This is a genomic window from Xanthobacter oligotrophicus (assembly GCF_008364685.1).
Lineage (GTDB): Bacteria > Pseudomonadota > Alphaproteobacteria > Rhizobiales > Xanthobacteraceae > Xanthobacter > Xanthobacter oligotrophicus.
The window spans coordinates 201,496-221,113 of the sequence record NZ_VTTL01000011.1; the positions used below are offsets into that span (position 1 = coordinate 201,496).

At 64.0% G+C, this 19,618-nt stretch carries 19 protein-coding genes; 14 read left to right on the forward strand and 5 right to left on the reverse strand.

The window, feature by feature from the left end; all coding sequences use genetic code 11:
* The first annotated feature begins 114 nt into the window (after positions 1 to 114).
* Positions 115 to 636 carry an arsenate reductase (azurin) small subunit gene (locus tag FZ033_RS19000; RefSeq protein WP_012115921.1) on the forward strand — a complete coding sequence of 174 codons (522 nt, stop codon included), beginning with the start codon at positions 115 to 117 and terminating at the stop codon, positions 634 to 636.
* Positions 637 to 647: 11 nt separating this feature from the next.
* Complete coding sequence (locus FZ033_RS19005; RefSeq protein WP_149577643.1) at positions 648 to 3,110, forward strand: arsenate reductase (azurin) large subunit; 2,463 nt, start codon at positions 648 to 650, stop codon at positions 3,108 to 3,110.
* A 48-nt stretch (positions 3,111 to 3,158) separates the two neighbouring features.
* Here FZ033_RS19005 and FZ033_RS19010 read toward each other — a convergent pair whose 3' ends face one another.
* Positions 3,159 to 4,007, reverse strand: coding sequence for a sulfite exporter TauE/SafE family protein (locus tag FZ033_RS19010; protein ID WP_149577644.1), 849 nt, complete (start codon positions 4,005 to 4,007; stop codon positions 3,159 to 3,161).
* Between the two features lie 227 nt (positions 4,008 to 4,234).
* Here FZ033_RS19010 and FZ033_RS19015 point away from each other — a divergent pair, with 227 nt between their 5' ends.
* On the forward strand, positions 4,235 to 5,188 hold the full coding sequence (locus FZ033_RS19015) for a substrate-binding domain-containing protein (protein WP_149577645.1): 954 nt from the start codon (positions 4,235 to 4,237) through the stop codon (positions 5,186 to 5,188).
* An 84-nt stretch (positions 5,189 to 5,272) separates the two neighbouring features.
* On the opposite strand, the gene pstB is transcribed toward FZ033_RS19015, so the two are convergent.
* The 4 genes from pstB to FZ033_RS19035 all read right to left on the reverse strand — a co-directional run bounded on the left by pstB (position 5,273) and on the right by FZ033_RS19035 (position 9,073).
* Positions 5,273 to 6,082 carry a phosphate ABC transporter ATP-binding protein PstB gene (gene pstB, locus FZ033_RS19020; RefSeq protein WP_049776177.1) on the reverse strand — a complete coding sequence of 270 codons (810 nt, stop codon included), beginning with the start codon at positions 6,080 to 6,082 and terminating at the stop codon, positions 5,273 to 5,275.
* A gap of 29 nt (positions 6,083 to 6,111) precedes the next feature.
* The gene (gene pstA, locus FZ033_RS19025; RefSeq protein ID WP_012115926.1) at positions 6,112 to 7,047 is read right to left on the reverse strand and encodes a phosphate ABC transporter permease PstA; all 936 of its coding nucleotides are present in this window, start codon (positions 7,045 to 7,047) and stop codon (positions 6,112 to 6,114) included.
* A gap of 10 nt (positions 7,048 to 7,057) precedes the next feature.
* The gene (pstC, locus tag FZ033_RS19030) at positions 7,058 to 7,966 is read right to left on the reverse strand and encodes a phosphate ABC transporter permease subunit PstC (protein WP_041575981.1); all 909 of its coding nucleotides are present in this window, start codon (positions 7,964 to 7,966) and stop codon (positions 7,058 to 7,060) included.
* 105 nt (positions 7,967 to 8,071) lie between these two features.
* Complete coding sequence (locus tag FZ033_RS19035; RefSeq protein ID WP_012115928.1) at positions 8,072 to 9,073, reverse strand: PstS family phosphate ABC transporter substrate-binding protein; 1,002 nt, start codon at positions 9,071 to 9,073, stop codon at positions 8,072 to 8,074.
* 545 nt (positions 9,074 to 9,618) lie between these two features.
* Here FZ033_RS19035 and pstS point away from each other — a divergent pair.
* The 11 genes from pstS (at position 9,619) to FZ033_RS19090 (ending at position 19,592) form a co-directional block, all read left to right on the forward strand.
* A complete protein-coding gene (gene pstS, locus FZ033_RS19040) occupies positions 9,619 to 10,647 on the forward strand; it encodes a phosphate ABC transporter substrate-binding protein PstS (RefSeq protein WP_012115929.1) in 1,029 nt (342 codons plus the stop codon).
* 45 nt (positions 10,648 to 10,692) lie between these two features.
* Positions 10,693 to 11,580, forward strand: a complete 888-nt coding sequence (locus FZ033_RS19045; protein WP_149577646.1) for an arsenate reductase/protein-tyrosine-phosphatase family protein — start codon at positions 10,693 to 10,695, stop codon at positions 11,578 to 11,580.
* An 81-nt stretch (positions 11,581 to 11,661) separates the two neighbouring features.
* The gene (gene arsB / locus FZ033_RS19050; protein ID WP_149577647.1) at positions 11,662 to 12,723 is read left to right on the forward strand and encodes an ACR3 family arsenite efflux transporter; all 1,062 of its coding nucleotides are present in this window, start codon (positions 11,662 to 11,664) and stop codon (positions 12,721 to 12,723) included.
* Positions 12,724 to 12,775: 52 nt separating this feature from the next.
* Entirely contained in the window at positions 12,776 to 13,819 is a 1,044-nt protein-coding gene (locus FZ033_RS19055; protein WP_149577648.1) for an ArsJ-associated glyceraldehyde-3-phosphate dehydrogenase, read from the forward strand.
* Between the two features lies 1 nt (position 13,820).
* Positions 13,821 to 15,080 (forward strand): organoarsenical effux MFS transporter ArsJ, encoded by a 1,260-nt coding sequence (gene arsJ / locus FZ033_RS19060; protein ID WP_149577649.1) that lies wholly within the window; start codon positions 13,821 to 13,823, stop codon positions 15,078 to 15,080.
* Between the two features lie 66 nt (positions 15,081 to 15,146).
* A complete protein-coding gene (gene phnD, locus FZ033_RS19065) occupies positions 15,147 to 16,115 on the forward strand; it encodes a phosphate/phosphite/phosphonate ABC transporter substrate-binding protein (protein ID WP_149577650.1) in 969 nt (322 codons plus the stop codon).
* 23 nt (positions 16,116 to 16,138) lie between these two features.
* The gene (gene phnC, locus FZ033_RS19070; protein ID WP_149577651.1) at positions 16,139 to 16,993 is read left to right on the forward strand and encodes a phosphonate ABC transporter ATP-binding protein; all 855 of its coding nucleotides are present in this window, start codon (positions 16,139 to 16,141) and stop codon (positions 16,991 to 16,993) included.
* Positions 16,990 to 17,796 (forward strand): phosphonate ABC transporter, permease protein PhnE, encoded by an 807-nt coding sequence (gene phnE / locus FZ033_RS19075; protein ID WP_149577652.1) that lies wholly within the window; start codon positions 16,990 to 16,992, stop codon positions 17,794 to 17,796. Before phnC ends, phnE (FZ033_RS19075) begins: the two co-directional genes overlap by 4 nt.
* Positions 17,796 to 18,614: a phosphonate ABC transporter, permease protein PhnE gene (phnE, locus tag FZ033_RS19080; protein ID WP_012115937.1), complete on the forward strand. Its 819-nt coding sequence runs from the start codon at positions 17,796 to 17,798 to the stop codon at positions 18,612 to 18,614. The genes phnE (FZ033_RS19075) and phnE (FZ033_RS19080) overlap by 1 nt, the downstream gene beginning before the upstream one ends.
* Positions 18,615 to 18,631: 17 nt before the next feature.
* On the forward strand, positions 18,632 to 19,066 hold the full coding sequence (gene arsC / locus FZ033_RS19085; RefSeq protein WP_012115938.1) for an arsenate reductase (glutaredoxin): 435 nt from the start codon (positions 18,632 to 18,634) through the stop codon (positions 19,064 to 19,066).
* Positions 19,067 to 19,244: 178 nt separating this feature from the next.
* Entirely contained in the window at positions 19,245 to 19,592 is a 348-nt protein-coding gene (locus FZ033_RS19090; RefSeq protein ID WP_049776178.1) for a PadR family transcriptional regulator, read from the forward strand.
* Positions 19,593 to 19,618 lie beyond the last annotated feature (26 nt).

The window sequence follows — 19,618 nt, forward strand, 5'->3', positions numbered from 1 at the left end:
GCTCGCCTCATCTCGCTCGTTAAATCATTGAATTCTCTACTCAGCTCCGCATGGCGCAGCTTCTGCAGGACGTCTTGCGTCCGAAAGGACCAATACGCTCTGGGAGGAGCTTTCATGAAAAGATGTCCCAGCCTCGTCGATGCCGGCCGCCGCAGCTTCCTGACCGGCGCCGGCCTTGCGACCGCAGGCGCCGCCGTCGCCTCCGTTCTGCCGGCCCAAGCCAAGGCGGCCCCTGCGGTCGCGTTGGTGAGATATCCAGCGAACCGCCTCGCCAATGTGAAGGACCTGAAAGTTAATGAGCCGCTGGACGTGGCCTATCCCGATGACGACGCGCCCGGCGTCCTTCTGAAGCTCGGGACACGCGTGGCCGGAGGCGCCGGACCCGACGGCGACATCGTCGGCTTCACCACCGTCTGCCCGCACAAGGGATTTCCCCTTTCTTACAGCACGACGGACAAGACGCTGAACTGCCCCGGCCATTATTCCCGCTTCGATTGCGAGAAAGGCGGCCAGCAGATCTGGGGCCAGGCGACGCAGAACCTGCCGCAATACGCGCTGCGTGTGGACGCGAAGGGCGACATCTATGCCGAAGGCGTGGATGAGCTGCTCTACGGCCGCCTCTCCAACGTGCTCTGAGGGAGGACACCATGGCTTACAAGCGCCAGATCGGCCAATTGCCCATCATTCCCGCCAATGCGACCGTCCACAACGTCGTCTGCCACTATTGCATCGTCGGCTGCGGCTACAAGGCCTATAGTTGGGACGCCCGATACGAGGGCGGCACGGCGCCGGGCGAGAACGCCTTCGGCGTCGATCTCTCCAGGCAACAGCCGGCAGAGACCGCAGCCTGGTATGCGCCGTCCATGTACAACATCGTCAGGCAGAACGGGCGAGACGTGCACATCGTCATCAAGCCCGACAAGGCGTGCGTGGTGAATTCCGGCCTCGGCTCCGTGCGCGGCGCGCGGATCGCCGAGATGAGCTATTCGCGCCAGCGCAACACCCAGCTCCAGCGCCTCACCGATCCCCAGGTCTGGCGCTACGGACAGCTCCAGCCCACGAGCTGGGACGACGCCCTCGACCTCGTCGCCCGCGTCACCGCAGCGGTGATCGCTGAGCAGGGCGAGGACGGCCTGTTCGTGTCCGCCTTCGACCACGGCGGCGCGGGCGGCGGATACGAGAACACCTGGGGCACCGGAAAGCTCTATTTCGGCGCCATGAAGGTAAAGAACATCCGCATCCACAATCGCCCGGCCTACAATTCGGAGGTCCACGGCTCGCGCGACATGGGGGTGGGCGAGCTCAACAATTGCTACGAGGACGCGGAGCTCGCCGACACCCTCGTAGCGGTGGGCACGAACGCGCTGGAAACCCAGACCAACTATTTCCTGAACCACTGGGTGCCCAACCTGCGCGGAACCTCCCTCGACAAGAAGAAGGCGGAGTTCGGCAGCGAGCCGGTGGCCAAGGCGCGCATCGTCATCGTCGATCCGCGCCGCACCGTCACCGTGAATGCCAGCGAGGTGGAGGCGGGCAAGGAGAACGTGCTCCATCTCGCCCTCAATTCCGGCACCGACCTGATCCTGTTCAACGCCTGGCTCACCTACGCGGCGGAGAAGGGGTGGATCGACAAGGGTTTCATCGCGGCCTCCACGAAGGACTTCGACAAGGCCCTGGCGGCCAACAAGGTGAGCGTGGCGGAAGCCGCTCGCGCCACCGGCCTCAGCGAGGCGGACATCGTCAAGGCGGTCACCTGGATCGGCGAGCCCAAGGCCGGCGGGGCACGTCGGCGGACCATGTTCGCCTATGAGAAGGGCCTCATCTGGGGCAATGACAACTACCGCACCAACCAGGCGCTGGTGAATCTCGCCCTCGCTACCGGCAATATCGGCCGTCCGGGCGGCGGCTGCGTGCGCATGGGCGGCCACCAGGAGGGTTATTGCCGCCCGTCCGACGCCCATGTGGGCCGGCCCGCAGCCTATGTGGACAAGCTGCTGATCGAGGGCAAGGGCGGCGTGCACCACATCTGGGGCTGCGACCACTACAAGACCACGCTCAACGCCATGGCTTTCAAGCGCGCCTACAAGATGCGCACGGACCTCGTGAAGGACGCCATGGCCAGCGTGCCCTACGGCGACCGCGATGCCATGGTGGCCGCCATCTTGGGCGCCATCCGCAAGGGTGGGCTGTTCAGCGTCGACGTGGACATCGTGCCGACCCATATCGGCGAGGCCGCCCATGTGATGCTGCCCGCCGCGACATCCGGCGAGATGAACCTCACCTCCATGAACGGCGAGCGGCGCATGCGCCTTACCGAGCGCTACATGGACCCGCCGGGCCAGGCCATGCCCGATTGCCTCATCGCCGCGCGGATCGCCAATCACATGGAGCGGGTGCTGCGCGCCATGGGCAAAACGGAGGTGGCGGACAAGTTCAAGGGCTTCGACTGGAAGAGCGAGGAAGACGCCTTCATGGACGGCTACGCCAAGAACGAAAAGGGCGGCGCGTTCGTCACCTACGATCGCCTGCGGACCATGGGCACTAACGGCTTCCAGGAGCCCGCCACGGCCTTCGCAGACGGCAAGATCGTCGGCACCAAGCGGCTGTTCGCCGATGGCAAGTTCAACAAGCCGGACGGCAAGGCGGTGTTCGCCGAAACCCGGTGGCGCGGCCTCCAGGCCCCCGGCAAACAGGCGGAGAAGGACAAGTTCGCCTTCCTCATCAATAACGGGCGGGCGAACCTCGTCTGGCAGAGCGCCTATCTTGACGTGGAGAATGAGCTGGTCATGGATCGCTGGCCCTATCCCTTCATCGAGATGAACCCGCAGGACATGGGCGAGCTTGGCCTCAAGAGCGGCGATCTCGTGGAGGTCTACAACGAGAACGGCTCCACCCAGGCCATGGCCTATCCCACCCCCACGGCGAAGCGGAAGGAGACTTTCATGCTGTTCGGCTTCCCGACCGGCGTGCAGGGCAATGTGGTGTCCGCGGGGGTCAACGAGGACATCATCCCCAACTACAAGCAGACGTGGGGCAACATCCGCAAGATCGCCGACGCGCCGGAAGGCGTGCGGCACCTGACCTTCAAGTCGAAGGAGTATCCGGCCTGACGGCGGGCACCATCGGCCGGCGTTCTGGCGCCGGCCGAGACCGCACCCTCATCCGTGGCGCCACACTTTCACCGATGACACGACGAGGATCAGCGCCAGGATGGGAAGCAAGACCTGCTCGGGCACAAGCCCAAGGAGGTGCCCGCCGATGAAGGCGCCCACGATGGAGCCCACCGCCATCACGGCCACGAACACCTTGTTCTGCGCGACGGTGGCGAAGGCGTTGTCGCGGCTGTAGCGGGTGAAGCCGACGATCATGGTGGGCAGGCTCACCGCCAGCGACAGGCTGCCGGCGAGCTTGATGTCCGCGCCGAAGAGAAGCACCAGCGTCGGAATCAGCAGCTCACCGCCGGCCACGCCCATCAGCGAGGCGACCACGCCAATGGCGAATCCCGCAATGACGCCGGCCACGATCAGCCAGGGTCCCGAAAGCAGCGCGGACGCTGCGGTCGATCCGTGTCCGAACAGGAGGGCGACGGCGATCAGCACCAGCAGGACTGCCAAGACCCGGTAGAGGGTGCGGGAGCTGAGCCGGGTGGCCCAGCCGGCGCCGAACCAGGCGCCAACGAGGCTACCCGCCAATAGGTTGAGGATGATCGGCCAGTTGGTCGCGATCGCGCTGAAGGGCACCGTCGCCGCCCTGAACGGCAGCGCGCTAGCGACGACGACCAGGCTCATGGCCTTGTTGAGGATGACCGCTTCGAGCGCCCGGAAGCGGAATGGGCCGATCAGCAGCGGCAGGCGGAACTCTGCGCCACCAAGCCCGATGAGACCGCCGAGCATGCCGATGAGGGCGCCCCCGGCGAAGGCCGGCACCGGCGGGGGGCCAGGGTTGGACCCCCGCTCGTCCCGTGTGTTGGCACGCTCGGACGACAGTGGAATGGACTGCTGGGACATGGATGAGCCTCCGGCCATGATCGTTCGGACGGAGCCGCCATCATGGTATGAAATGATATGAATTGATACGAAAACAAACGATTTGACGGGTATATTGCTGGTTTAATGAGCCGAGCGTGGCGAATAGATGTTGTTTTGTAAAGATAGAATGGTCAGGACGGCTGGCCGAAGGCCGAGCTATATGCCAAATGATATGAAATTAGATGAATTGAGATGCCGGACATTCCATGGATACGCCTAACGCCCTGACTGTCGAAGATGTGGCCGAGCGGCTGCACGTCAGCCGGAGCGGCATTTATGCTCTGATCAAGGCAGGCGGGATCGGCTTCTACAAGGTCGGCCGTAAGATCCGCTTCACCGAGGCGAACGTGCGCGACTATATCGAGCGCTCCGGCAGGGCCGCGCGCGCGCCCGAGCTGGCAGGCCGCCCGGCATTCGACGAGAACCGGTATTTTGACCTGAAGGCGGAGCGTCGGGCCGGGGACGGCTTCATCATCTGCGGCCAGGACCTCATCCTCGACATCCTGTCCAACTTCATGCGCATGCACGGCGTCATGGCGCTCAGGGCCTATATCGGCAGCTACGACAGCCTCGTCTCGCTCTATTACGGCAAGGTCTCCGTCGCGAGCGCACATCTGTGGGACAGCGCCGGCGACGACTACAACGTGCCCTATGTCCGTGCCTTACTGCCTGGCGTGCGCTGCGCGGTGGTCAACGTCACCTACCGCATGCAGGGCCTCTACGTCGCCAAAGGCAACCCGAAGGCCATCCGAACATGGCAGGACTTCGCCCGCGACGACATCACCATGATCAACCGCGAGAAGGGGGCGGGATCGCGGGTGCTGCTCGACGAGAACCTGAAGCTCCTCGATCTCTACGCCAGCCGGATTAAGGGCTACGATAGCGAGAACCAATCCCATCTCGCCGTGGCGAGCGCAGTGGGCCGTGGCGACGCCGACGTGGCGGTGGGGATGGAAAAGGTCGCCCGCCAAGTAGATAATGTGGACTTCGTCCCACTGAAGAGGGAACGCTACGACCTTGTGGTCCGTAAAGAGCATCTCGACACACCGGAGGTCGCGACGATGCTCAAGATCCTGCGCTCGGAGCGGTTCCAGAACGAGTTCAAGAGCATCGGCGGATATGACATCACCGACATCGGGAAGATCGTGGCTGAGACGTGAGGCCGAATCTACTGCCGTCGCTGAAGCGCCCGAATGCCAAGTCCACGAGCGAACTTCCCGCCGCCTCCCACCGAGCCGAACGCCTCAGCCGAACCGGCCGGTGATATAGGAGCGCGTGCGCTCCTCGGTTGGGTTGGTGAAGATCAGGCTGGCCACGTCGTATTCCACCATGTGGCCGAGATGCATGAAGGCGGTGAAATCCGAGATGCGCGCCGCCTGCTGCATGTTGTGGGTGACGATCACGATGGTGTAGGCGCCCCGCAACTCGTCCATCAGTTCCTCGATCTTCGCCGTGGCGATGGGGTCGAGGGCCGAAGTGGGTTCGTCGAGCAGGATGAGCTCCGGATCTGGGGCGAGGGTGCGGGCGATGCACAGGCGCTGCTGCTGGCCGCCCGACAATCCATAGGCGGATTCCTGGAGGCGGTCCTTCACCTCGTCCCATAGGGCGGCTTGGCGTAGCGCGGCTTCCACGCGCCCATCCACTTCGGAGCGATTCCGGATGCCCCGGATGTGGAGGCCGGATGCCACATTCTCATAGACCGATTTCGGAAACGGGTTGGGCTTCTGGAACACCATGCCGATGCGCAAACGCGCGAGCATTGGATCTACTTCCGGCGCCACGATGTTGATCCCCTCCGGATAGAGGATGATCTCGCCCTGATACCGGTTGCCCGGATATAGGTCATGCATGCGGTTGAAGCAGCGCAGGAGCGTGGACTTTCCACATCCCGACGGCCCAATGAGGGCGGTGACCTTACCCTCGACGATCGGAAGCTCCACCCCCTTGAGCGCCTGGTTGTCGCCGTAGAAGAAATTGAGGTTGCGAACAGAAGCGCGCAGGGGGGCGGGCTCCTTGCTGGCCACGGCGTCCAATGCTGGGGTCACGGCGGTCATCTCGTTCTCCGAAAGGCCGGGCTGCAGCATCAGCGCATGCTCCGGCGGATCTTGTAGCGCAGCCAGATGGCGATCGCATTCATCAGCAGCGTCATAAGCAGCAGAATGAGACCGGTTGCTGCTGCGTTCACGTGGAACGCCGCCTGGGGACGTGAAACCCAGTTGAACATCTGGATCGGCATCACCGTGAACGGCGAGTTGAGCCAGTTGAAATTGATGAACGGAAAGGTGTCCTGGACCGGTGAAGGCGGCAGGAAGGCGATGAAGGTGAGCGCGCCGATGGTGATGATGGGCGCGGTCTCGCCGATGGCCCGTGACATACCGACGATGGCACCCGTGAGGATGCCGGGACGCGCGGTGGGCAGGATGTAGCCGCTCACCGTCTGCCATTTGTCGGCGCCAAGCGCATAGGCGCCCTCGCGGATCTCGAGCGGGATGGAGCGCACCGCCTCGCGTGTGGCGACTATGATGATGGGCAGGATGAGAAGCGCCAGCGTGATGCCCGCAACTAGAATCGTCTGGCCCATGGCGAAGCTCTGCACGAACAGGCCGAGGGCGAGCAGCCCATAGATGATGGAGGGCACGCCCGCGAGATTGGTCACATTGATTTCGATGAGATGGGTGATCCAGTTCCGCGGCGCATATTCCTCAAGATAGAGGCCTGCTGCGACGCCGAGCGGCACCGCCAGCGCCGTCGTCACCAGCATCACCAGCGTGGTGCCGACCCAGGCGGACAGAATGCCGGCCTCCGAAGCGCGTCGGGAGGGGAAGCTCGTCAGGAAATCAAGATCAATGCGGCCAAGCCCGTCCACCATGAAGTCCACGATGAGCGACAGCAGAACGATCATGGAAATGACGAGCACGCTGAGGCCCAGGATCGCGAAATTGCGGTCGGACCGATGCGCCCGAGCGACGATTTCCGCGTCGGAGAGGCGGCGGGAGGGTTGAGCGGCGAGCGGCTTCACGGCCATCCCCTCAATAGACTTCACGGTATTTCTGGCGGAGCCAGAAGGCGAGAATGTTGAAGGCGAAAGTCATGAGGAACAGCGTCATGCCCGCCGCGAAGATGGTGAGATAAGCGATGGAGCCATGTGGCACGTCGCCGAGGCTGATCTGGACGATATAGGAGGTGATCGTGGCTGCGCCCTCCAGAGGGTTCAGGGCGAGCTTCGCCTGCTGGCCCGCAGCAATGGCCACCACCATGGTCTCGCCCACCGCCCGCGACATGCCGAGGATGTAGGCCGCCGTCACCCCGGAGAAGGCGCCGGGGATCACCACCCGCGTCGCCGTCTGGAGCCGCGTGAAGCCCAGCGCATAGGCCCCCTCCCTCAGTTCCGCAGGGACCGCGCGCATGGCGTCCTCGCTCACGGAAACGATGTAGGGCAGGATCATGATGCCCATGACGATGCCCGGCACGAGCAGGTTGAAGCCCGCCAGCCCGGGAATGAAGATCTGGAAGATGGGCGTGAGGAACAAAAGAGCGAAATAGCCGAATGCCACAGTGGGCACGCCTGCGATAAGCTCCAGAAACGGCTTGATGGTCTCGCGCACCTGTGGCCGCGCGAACTCCGACAGATAGATTGCGAGCACGGTACCGGCTGGAATCGCGACGAGCAGGGCGATGAGCGAACTCACCAAAGTACCGGATACCAGAGTCATGATGCCGAAGTGCTTGTCCTGAAACACCGGCGTCCATTGTGTGTCGGTCAGGAAGGAGATGATCGACACCTGTGCGAAGAATTTCAGGCTTTCGGACAGGAGGACGTAGACGATGCCCGCCGTGACCAGGACAGAGAGTGCGGCACTGAGAAACAGGACAACGCGCATGATGCGGTCCACCACCCGGCGTCGCGCCAGGAAGACCGGAGAAACCGTCAGGCGCAACCGGCCTGTTCTTGAGTCTGGAGACACCGGTGCGACCACGTCCAACCCTCACCTGAATGGAGGGAGGCGCCGGAGCACCTCCCTCAGGTCCCTCAAGATCACCTGTCAGTAGACGAGCTTTTCCTTGACGAGATCCTCGACGGAGACGCCGACCTTGGACCCGGTGAAGCCGGTGCCGATCTCACGCTTCTTGAAGCGCTCCTGGAACACCTTCAGGGCGGCCTCGGGCAGCGGCACATAGCCGACTTCCTTGACCAGCTCGACCGCGTGCTTCGGGTCCTGGTAGAACTCAACGAACTTCGCCACCTCCGGACGGGTTTCGGCCGCCTTCTTGTTCACGTAGATGAAGATCGGCCGCGACAGAGGCTGGTACTTGCCGGTGCGGGCGTTCTCGACCGACGGCTCCACGGCGGGCGCGGCGTCATCGACCTTGATCTTCACCGCCTTCAGCTTGCCGGTGTTCTCTTCATAGTAAGCAAGGCCGAAAAAGCCGAGGGCGTTGGGATCGCCCGCCACGCCCTGGACCAGCACGTTGTCATCCTCCGATGCGGTGAAGTCGCCGCGGCTGGAATGCTCCTTGCCGACGATGGCGGCGGTGAAATAGTCGTAAGTGCCTGAGTCGACGCCCGCGCCGTAGAGCACCAGCGGCCGATCCGGGTAGCTGTCGCGGACCTGCTTCCAGTTGGTGATCTTGCCCTGGGCCTCGGGCTCCCAGATCTTCTTCAGATCCGCAACCGTCATCTCGCTCGCCCAGGTGTTGGACGGGTGGACGATGACCGTGAGCGCATCAAGGGCGACCGGCAATTCGATATACTCGATGCCGGCTTCCTTGCAGGCCTTCTGCTCGGCGGAGGTGATGGGGCGCGAGGCGTCAGAGATGTCGATCTCTCCGCGGCAGAACTTCTTGAAGCCGCCGCCGGTACCGGAGATGCCGACCGTCACCTTGATATCCTTGTTCGCCTTCTGGAATTCCTCCGCCATGGCTTCGGTCACGGGGAATACCGTGGACGACCCGTCGACCTTGACCAGTGCCTGGGCAGCGGCGCCGTTGAAGGCCGCGCCGGTAGCGAGCAGCGCGAGGGCGCTCGCGAGAGTGATGATCTTCATGAGGATGCCGTCTCCCTGGACAGTGCCGCTAGGGCTTCTGATGCTCACCTAGCCTCACGGGCTCTAAGCATGTTATGTAACAAATTCATGACAATTTGTGTATATCGAGCGATATTCCTGAATCAACAGAGATTTTATCGAATATGACGCAACGTAGTTCTAGGCTATGGTTGGCTTTATTTCATGTAAATCATATGGACATCGTGGCAATTTTCCATGGTTGATTGCAATTTTTGAGAGGCTATCCGACTTCGATTGACGTATATTACTTATATAAAGTCCATATGAAGCGCCTATTATTCATTTCTCCTCCCGAACAAATTTGCCTCTCAACCTCGCGAGCATTCCGTCTCTACATTACATCATTTCCATTTGTATCGACATATCGATAATTTATACTATCGCTGCGATTGGCGCGACGTAAATGGCGTCACAAGAGTGACATGAAGGCCATATAGCGATCTGTCCACTCCTATCGACATAATGACTCGTATGGAGCTATCTGTTTCCAGCGATATGTCGCTAGGACCCAAGGGAGGCCAGCCGTGAATCGCATTCTTGTCTGGACAGCTGCGGCGACGCTCGCGGCCCTGTCGATGTTCGCGCCTCCGGCGCGCGCCGCGGAGGTGCGGGGTGCCGGCTCCACCTTCGCCTATCCGATCATCTGGAAATGGGCGGAGGCGTTTCGTGAGCGCACAGGCCACATCGTAGGATACCAGTCGGTGGGTTCGTCGGCCGGCGTCAACCGTATTAAGGACGGGGTGGTGGATTTCGGCGCGTCCGACAAGCCGCTGAAGCCGGAAGAACTGGAGAAATATGGCCTCGGCCAGTTCCCCATCGTGTTCGGTGGCGTCGTTCCGGTGTTCAACGTGGACGGCGTGGGGCCCGGCCAGCTCCGCTTCACCGGCGCCCTTCTCGCTGACATCTATCTCGGCAAGGTCACGACCTGGTCCGATCCCGCCATCAGGGCCCTCAATCCCGACGTCAAGCTGCCCAACGCGAAGATCGTGGTGGTGCACCGTTCCGATGGATCTGGAACCACGTTCAACTGGGTGTCCTACCTTGCCAAGGCGAGCCCGGAGTGGAAGCAGCAGGTCGGCGAAGGCAGCGCAGTCGCCTGGCCGGTGGGGTATGGCGCGCGCGGTAACGAAGGGGTCTCGACCGAGGTCAAGCGGGTCCCGAATGCCATCGGCTATGTCGAATACACCTATGTGGTGCAGGTGAAGCTGGCCTATGGCCTCGTCCAGAACCGTGCTGGCAAGTTCATCGCACCCAGCGCGGCGGCGTTCCAGGCGGCGGCGCTGAGCTTCGATTGGGCCGGCGCCAAGGACTTTTTCGTCGTCATCACCGATTCCCCCGCCGAGGATGCCTATCCTATTGCGGCGACCACCTTCGCTCTCATGTACCGCGAGCCGAAGGTGCCGGCGAACAGCCAAGCCGCCTTCGAGTTCTGGCGTTTCGCCCTGGGCGAGGGCGAGAAATTTGCGTCCGAGCTCGGCTATGTTCCCTTGCCGCCGGCTCTGGTCCAGCAGGTCAAGGACTATTGGGCCAGGACCTTCAAGGGCGGCGCCTGAGGCACTTGGGCTGACGCGTGAGCAGCATTCGAACGGTGAGACAAGATGGACGAGACGAAGCTGAATGGGGAAGACGCCACGCGGATCTTCGATGCGCTGTCCCAAGGCACGCGCTTCGAGACTTATCGTCTTCTGCTGCGCTATGTGCCCTATGGCCTTCAGGCGGGCGACATCGCCCGCCTGCTGGCGGTAGCGCACAATACCATGTCGGTGCACCTCGGCGTGCTGGAGCGTGCCGGCCTTGTCACGTCGCGGCGCGAGGGACGGTCCATCATCTATGCCGTCAGCTTGTCCACAGCGGGCCCTGTGCTGAGCCAACTGATGGCGGAGATGGGTTTTGCCGTCTCCCCCCGGTGCGGGACCGGCCCCGCGGCCTTTCCACAGCTGCGTCCTGCCGCTGGGAATGATCGCGTCTACAATGTTCTGCTGGTCTGCTCGGCCAACTCGGCACGGTCGCTGATCGCGGAGGCGTTGCTCAACCGCGAGGGGCGAGGCCGCTTCAAGGCCTACTCGGCCGGCAGTCGGCCGAAGCTCAAGCCGCACTCGATGGCTATCGATCTGCTCGACTCGCTCGGCTACGACACGACGAACCTCGCCTCCAAGAGCTGGGATGGGTTCGCCAGGCCGGATGCGCCCCAGATGGATTTCGTCATCACTACCTGCGACGCCGCAGCTGGGGAAATCTGCCCTGCCTTCCCCGGTCATCCGCTACAGGCCCATTGGGGTCTGCCCGACCCGATCCGGGTGAAGGGAACCGAAGCTGAGCAGAAGGCTGCCTTCGTTGCCACCTACCGTCGGCTCGCCGGGCGTATCTCCGCCTTCGTCAACCTGCCATTTGAGCAGCTCGATCTTGCTTCGCTCAAGGAGCGCATCGGCGAGATCGGGAAAATGGAGGGAGCGACGGACCTCACACTCTCGGGACAGGCCGCGTGAACTGTCGTCGTCCTGAAACAGACCGCGCCCACGCTCTCGCCGCAATCGGCCGCAGCTGGCGGCCTTGGGAGATCCCGCACCGTGTCCGTGTTTGAACGCTATCTCACTCTCTGGGTGTTCCTGTGCATCATCGCCGGCGTCGCGCTTGGCGCGCTGGCGCCGTCCGTGTTCCAGACCATCGGGGCGCTGGAAGTGGCGCGGGTCAACCTGCCGGTAGCCATCCTCATATGGCTGATGATCGTGCCCATGCTGGTCAAGATCGACTTTGCCGCGCTCAAGGAGGTCGGCCGGCACTGGCGCGGAATCTCGGTGACGCTGCTGGTGAACTGGGCGGTGAAGCCGTTCTCCATGGCGTTCCTCGGCTGGCTGTTCATCGGCTATCTGTTCCGACCCTACCTGCCAGCCGACCAGATCGATAGCTATATCGCCGGCCTCATCCTTCTGGCGGCGGCGCCCTGCACGGCCATGGTGTTCGTCTGGTCAAATCTCACCAAGGGTGAGCCCCACTTTACCTTGTCCCAGGTGGCGCTGAACGACGCCATCATGATCGTCGCCTTCGCGCCCGTCGTGGGGCTGTTGCTCGGGCTCTCCTCCATCACCGTGCCGTGGGACACACTCTTCCTGTCGGTGATGCTCTACATCGTCGTCCCGGTGATCGCGGCGCAGCTCCTCCGCGGGCGCATCCTGGCGACCGGTGGACAGGCCGGGCTCGATCGCCTGCTCGGCGTGCTCCAGCCGCTCTCCCTGGTGGCGCTGCTCGCCACCCTGGTGCTGCTGTTCGCCTTCCAGGGCGAGCAGATCCTCGCCCAGCCGCTGGTGATTGCGCTGCTGGCCGTGCCGATCTTGATCCAGGTCTATTTCAACTCGGGCCTTGCCTATCTCCTGAACCGGCTGTCCGGCGAAGCCCACTGCGTGGCCGGCCCCTCTGCCCTCATTGGGGCCTCCAATTTCTTCGAGCTGGCGGTGGCTGCCGCCATCAGCCTGTTCGGATTCAAGTCGGGTGCGGCTCTCGCCACCGTGGTGGGTGTGCTCATCGAGGTTCCGGTGATGCTCTCGGTGGTGTGGATCGTGAACCATACCAAGGACTGGTACGAAGCCGGCGGCGTGAGGGTGACGGACGCCGGCGACCGCACCAAAGCCTGAGATCATCGCGGCAACGCCGCACCTTTTCAAAGTTTGCGAGGATGACGGTGCCATGAGAGTAGGGATCAACGGCCTCGGCCGCATTGGACGGCTTTCGCTTCGCGCGGCCATGGGGGCGGCCTACCGCCCGGACAATGATCCGCGCGGCAACAACCGGCTCGAGATCGTTCATCTCAACGAGATCAAGGGTGGGGCGGAAGCCATCGCCCATCTCCTCGAATTCGACAGCGTACAGGGGCGCTGGCGTGCGCCCATCGCAGCCGAGGGCGCGGATAGTGTGCGCATCGGCGAGAAGAGCTTGTCTTTCTCCTCTCACGCGACGCCGGGCGATATCCCCTGGGGCGATCTCGGCGTGGACCTCGTACTGGAGTCCACCGGCAAGTTTCTCACCCCCGCCGTGCTCGAAGGTCACCTGAAGCGCGGCGCCAAGCGCGTAATCGTCGCCGCGCCGGTGAAAGACCCGTCCGTGCTGAACGTTGTGGTGGGGGTGAACGAGCAGCTCTACGACCGAGAGACGCATCCCATCGTCACCGCTGCCTCCTGCACCACCAACTGCCTCGCCCCGGTGGTGAAGGTGGTGCACGAGGCCATCGGCATCCGCCACGGCCAGATCACCACCATCCACGATCCCACCAACACCAACGTGGTGGTGGACGCGCCCCACAAGGACCTGCGCCGCGCCCGCTCGGCCATGCTCTCGCTGCAGCCTACTACCACCGGCAGCGCCACCGCCATCGCCCTCATCTATCCCGAGCTGAAGGGCAAGCTGAACGGCCATGCGGTGCGCGCCCCGGTGCTCAACGCCTCGCTCACCGACTGCGTGTTCGAGCTCAACCGCGAGACCACGGCGGACGAGGTGAACGCGTTGTTCGCCAAGGCCGCCGCGGGTGCGCTCAACGGTATCCTCGGCTTCGAGCCGCGCCCTTTGGTGTCGGCGGACTACGCCCGCGACACCCGCTCCGCAATCGTTGATGGGCCGTCCACCCTCGTCACCGACGGCACCTTGCTCAAGGTCTATGCCTGGTACGATAACGAGATGGGCTATGCCTGCCGCATGGTGGACCTTGCCTGCCACCTCGAACGCGTGGGGCTGTGAGATGGCGGCGTCATCCTCCGCGGGCCTGCGCAACTACGCCATCGTCACCGCGGCCTATTGGGGCTTCACGCTGACCGACGGCGCCTTGCGCATGCTGGTGCTGTTCACCTTCTTCAAGCTCGGCTACTCGCCCTTCACCCTCGCCTTCCTGTTCTTGCTCTACGAGGCGGCGGGCATCGGGGCGAACTTCATCGGCGGCTGGCTCGCCGCCCGCTTCGGCATCACCCGTATGCTGACAGTCGGGCTCACGACCCAGATCGCCGGCTTCCTGCTGCTCTCCGCCATGTCGCCCACCTGGGAAACGGCCGTTCTTGTTGCCTGGGTGGTGGCGGCGCAGGGCGTGTGCGGCGTGGCGAAGGACCTCACCAAGACCGCCTCCAAGTCCGCCATCAAGGTGACGGAGGCCGAGGCCAAGGGTAACGCCGAGGGGCGCCTGTTTCGCTGGGTGGCGTGGTTCACCGGTTCCAAGAATGCCATGAAGGGCTTCGGCTTCTTTCTTGGCGGCGTGCTCCTGGAGGCGTTCGGCTTTCGCTTGTCGCTGTGGCTCATGGCTGCCGTGCTGGCGCTGGTGCTTCTCGGCGTGCTGCTGTCCCTGCCGCCTATGATGGGCAAGGCCAAGGCGAGTAGTTCGGCAAGAGAATTGTTCGGCAAGAGCCGGGGTGTGAACCTGCTCGCTGCTGCCCGCGTCGCCTTGTTCGGCGCGCGGGACGTGTGGTTCGTGGTGGGCGTGCCGGTCTTCCTCTATGGGATGGGCTGGACCTTTCCCATGGTGGGCGGCTTCCTCGCGCTGTGGACCATCGGCTACGGCATCGTGCAGGCATCCGCGCCCGCCGTGGTGAGCCGCAGCCCGGACGGCCTGTCCAAGGAAGTGCCAGCGGCGCGCTGGTGGGCGCTCGGCCTCGCTCTGGTGCCGGTGGCCATCGCCGTGCTCCTCGCCGTGACACCCCTGCGGCCGGACATCATCGTCGTGATCGGGCTCGCCATCTTCGGCGCCGCCTTCGCCGTGAACTCCTCCCTGCATTCCTACCTGATCCTGGCCTATGCCGGATCGGAGAAGGCAGCCGAGGACGTGGGTTTCTATTACGCCGCCAATGCAGCGGGGCGCTTCATCGGCACCCTCCTGTCCGGCCTGCTCTATCAGGTGGGTGGGATCTATGCCTGCCTCGGGGGGTCGGCCCTGATGCTCGCCGTCTGTTTTGGCACCACCCTCCTGCTGCCGCTTCATTCCCAGCCGATGGGAACGCCGGCACCGAGCAGATAAGGCTCCGGCTTCGAGTTCGCGTACCAGCATCGTCCGATTGAACTACACCGTCACTGGAGAGAAGAGATGACGCTACCGCGCTTTCTCGCACGCACCCTCTTGCTTGCCGCCATGTGCCTGGGGCCAAGCATCGCCCATGCCGACTTCAAGCTCGACCCACGCTTCACGGACGCGAATGGCGACATGGTCGCGGACGCGCCGACTGATCCTTCCAAGCAGATCGACCCGGACACGCTGATCTTCTCCTACACCCCCGTTGAGGATCCGGCCGTCTACGCCAAGGTGTGGCAGGAATTCACCGACCATCTCGCGAAGGTGACCGGCAAGAAGGTGCAGTTCTTCCCCGTGCAGTCCAACGCCGCCCAACTCGAAGCTATGCGCGCCGGGCGCCTGCATGTGGCCGGCTTCAACACCGGCTCCAATCCCATCGCCGTCGCCTGCTCCGGCTTCGTGCCGTTCGCCATGATGGCCTCGAAGGACGGTGCCTACGGCTACGAGATGGAGATCATCACCTATCCCGGCTCCGGCATCACCAAGGTCGAGGACATCAAGGGGAAGAAGATGGCCTTCACCTCGGAGACCTCCAATTCCGGCTACAAGGCGCCGTCCGCGCTGCTGCGCTCGCAGTTCGGCATGGAGGCGGGCAAGGATTACGAACCCGCCTTCTCCGGCAAGCACGACAATTCCATCATCGGCGTCGCCAACAAGGATTATCCGGCAGCGGCCGTCGCCAATTCGGTGATGAAGCGCATGATCGCCCGCGGCGTGATCAAACCCGAGCAGGTGGTGACGATCTACAAGTCGCAGACCTTCCCCACCACCGGCTATGGCTATGCCTACAATCTGAAGCCCGAGCTCGCCGCCAAGGTGAAAGAGGCGTTCTTCAGCTTCAATTGGGATGGCACTGCTCTCCTGAAGGAGTTCCAGTCGGCCGAGCCGCCGCAGGAGAAATTCATTCCCATCACCTTCAAGGAGACCTGGGCGGTGGTGCGCCAGGTCGATGACGCCATGGGCGTCAGCTACGCCTGCAAGTAAACTCTGGAGAGAGGGACTGTGGGATGCTGACCATCGCCGGTCTGTCCAAGCGCTACGCCAAGGGGGACAAGGCCCTCGATGATGTTTCGCTCAGCATCCCCGCCGGCCAGGTGGTGGGCCTGATCGGTCCGTCGGGGGCAGGCAAGTCCACCCTCATCCGCTGCATGAACCGGCTGGTGGAGCCCACGTCCGGCTCCATCCGCCTCGGCGACACCGAGATCACCCGCCTCGGAGGCATGGGCCTGCGGCGCGCGCGGCGGCGCATGGGCATGATCTTCCAGGAATATGCCCTGGTGGAGCGCCTCACGGTGATGGAGAACGTGCTCTCCGGCCGGCTCGGATACGTGGGCTTCTGGCGCGCCTTCCTGCGCCGGTTTCCCCAGGCCGACGTTGACCGGGCCTTCGCCGTGCTCGACCGCGTTGGCCTGATGGATCACGTGGACAAGAGGGCGGACGAGCTGTCCGGCGGCCAGCGCCAGCGCGTCGGCATCGCCCGCGCTCTGGTGCAGGAGCCGGACATCATGCTAGTGGACGAGCCCACCGCCAGCCTCGACCCCAAGACCTCGCGCCAGATCATGCGCCTCATCGTCGAGGTGTGCGCCGAGCGCCGGCTCGCCGCCATCGTCAACATCCACGACGTGGCGCTGGCGCAGATGTTCGTCCAGCGCATCATCGGCCTCAAGGCCGGGCGCACCGTGTTCGACGGCCCTCCGGAGGCACTCGACACCGATGTGCTCACCGCCATCTATGGCGAGGAGGACTGGTCGCGCACCATCCGCGAGGCGGAGGATGATGCGGTGGAAGAAGCCGCCGCCGAGGATGCGGTCCGTGTCCTGCGGGTCCAGGCCACGCCATCCGCCGTGGCGAGGACGCTGTGAGCGCTGTGTCCGTTCCGGCGCACCGCTGGCGGCCGCCGCCGCTCGTCGCCAATCCCTGGCTGCGCTATGCACTCATCGGCGGCGCGGCGCTCTATCTGGCGCTCGCCCTCGGCAGCGTCGAGGTCAACTGGGCACGCCTGTCGGACGGCTGGGCGCGCGGGTTGCGCTTCATCTCCGGCTTCCTGGAGCCGAACTTCTCCCGGCGCTGGGACGACATCATCCAGGGCATGATCGAGAGCCTGACCATGACGGTGACCTCCACCGTGGTGGGCATCGCCATCTCGGTTCCCATCGGCATCGGCGCCGCCCGCAACGTGGTGCCGCGCGGGGTCTATTTCGCTTGCCGGGCCATCATCGCCGTGTCGCGGTCCCTGCAGGAGATCATCGTCGCCATATTGCTGGTGGCCATGGTGGGCTTCGGGCCGTTCGCGGGCTTCCTCACCCTGTCGTTCGCCACCATCGGCTTCCTCTCCAAGCTGCTGGCCGAGGACATCGAGGACATCGACCCCGCCCCTGTGGAGGCGATCCGCGCCACCGGGGCGCCCTGGCCATCGCTGATCGCCTTTGGGGTGCTGCCGCAGGTGGCGCCGCGCCTCCTCGGGCTTTCGCTCTACCGGCTCGACATCAATTTCCGCGAATCCGCGGTGGTGGGCATCGTCGGCGCGGGCGGCATCGGTGCCACGCTCAACACCGCTATCGATCGTTACGAGTTCGACAGCGCCGCCGCCATCCTCATCCTCATCATCGCCATCGTGATGGCGAGCGAATATGTCTCCGGCCTCGTGCGCGGGCCGGTGAAATAATGCCGGTCATAGCCCTCCCCGAAGGCCGCCGGTCCTGGCAACGGCGCACTTCGCGCGGCCAGATCGCCGTGTGGTTCGGCTGGCTTCTCGCCGTGGCCTTCACCGTGTTCTGCTGGCGGGTGATGACGGAAGGCACCATCTGGGCCTTCGTCTGGGATGCCCCCACCCAGGCCGCCGACATCGGCGCGCGCATGGTCCCGCCGCGCTGGTCCTATTTCCCGGCACTGCTCAAGCCGCTTTGGGACACGCTCAACATTGCCACCCTCGGCACGCTCATCGCCATCGTGCTGTCGGTGCCGGTGGCCTTCCTCGCGGCACGCAACACCACGCCTAGCGCCGCCTTCGTGCGGCCGCTGGCGCTGTTCGTCATCGTCGCCTCGCGCTCCATTAATTCCATCATCTGGGCGCTGCTGCTGGTGGCGATCCTGGGTCCGGGCGTGCTGGCCGGCATCATCGCCATCGCGCTCAGGTCCATCGGCTTCATCGGCAAGCTGCTCTACGAGGCCATCGAGGAAATCGACGAGAGCCAGGTGGAGGCGATCCGCGCTACCGGCGCCTCGGGCGCCCAGACCCTCGCCTACGGGATCGTGCCGCAGATCATGCCCGCCTTCGCCGGCATCAGCGTGTTTCGCTGGGACATCAACATCCGCGAATCCACGGTGCTCGGCCTGGTTGGCGCGGGCGGGATAGGACTCAACCTGGAAAGCTCGCTCAATACGCTGGCGTGGCCGCAGGTGACGCTGATCCTCATGGTGATCCTCGCCACCGTGGTGGTGAGCGAATGGGTGTCCGCCAAGGTCCGCCACGCCATCATCTGATCTTCGGAGCCTGAACGATGACTGAGCATTCCCTTGTCACCATCTGGCACAATCCGGCCTGCGGCACATCGCGCAACACGCTCGCCCTGATCCGCAACGCCGGTATCGAGCCGACGATCGTCGAATATCTCAAGACCCCGCCCGCGCGGGAAGAGGTCGCCGCCGCCATCGCCGCGGCGGGCCTCACGGTGCGCGCCGCGACCCGCCAGAAGGGCACACCCTATGCCGAACTCGGCCTCGACGATCCCGCCCTCACCGACGACACTCTGCTCGATGCCATGATGGCCCACCCCATCCTCATTAACCGGCCGTTCGTCTTCACCCCGCTCGGGGCGCGGCTGTGCCGGCCGTCGGAAAGGGTCCTGGACATCCTGCCCGCGCCGCAGAAAGGGCCGTTTACGAAGGAGGATGGAGAGGTGGTGATCGATGCCGAGGGACGGCGCGTTTGCTGACGCGGGGAGCGCTTTCAAGTATGCCTTGATGATTGACACATTGATGATCGATGTATAGCCTTCCTGCATGTCTCGAACCTCTCCATCGGCCACCCCATCCGTTCCGCCGTCGCCCGCCCCGGTGCCGAAGCCCGGGCCCGATTTCCTGAGCCGTGCCTACTGGAACGGCACCATCAAGATGAGCCTGTCCAAATTCTTCATTCTGTGCGTGCTGCATCAGCGGCCCATGCACGGATACGACGTGGCAAGGGCAGTCGAGGCAACGACGAACGGCTGCTGTTCCCCTGCAGAGGGCACCATCTATCCGGTGCTGCGGGAGTTCGAGGAGGGCGGATACGTCACCGCTGCAAGCGAGGTGGTCTCGGGCCGCGAGCGCAAGGTCTACACCCTCACGGACAAGGGCCGCGCCGCCTTCAAGGTGGCGGTGGAGGCCTGGATGGACGTAACGCGCTGTCTGGTCGACGCGGAGAAGATGATCGCCGGCGCGCCGGACAAAGTCGGGAGCACTCCGGGATGCTGCCCCTGACCCGCATTCATTTGCCCTTAAGCATC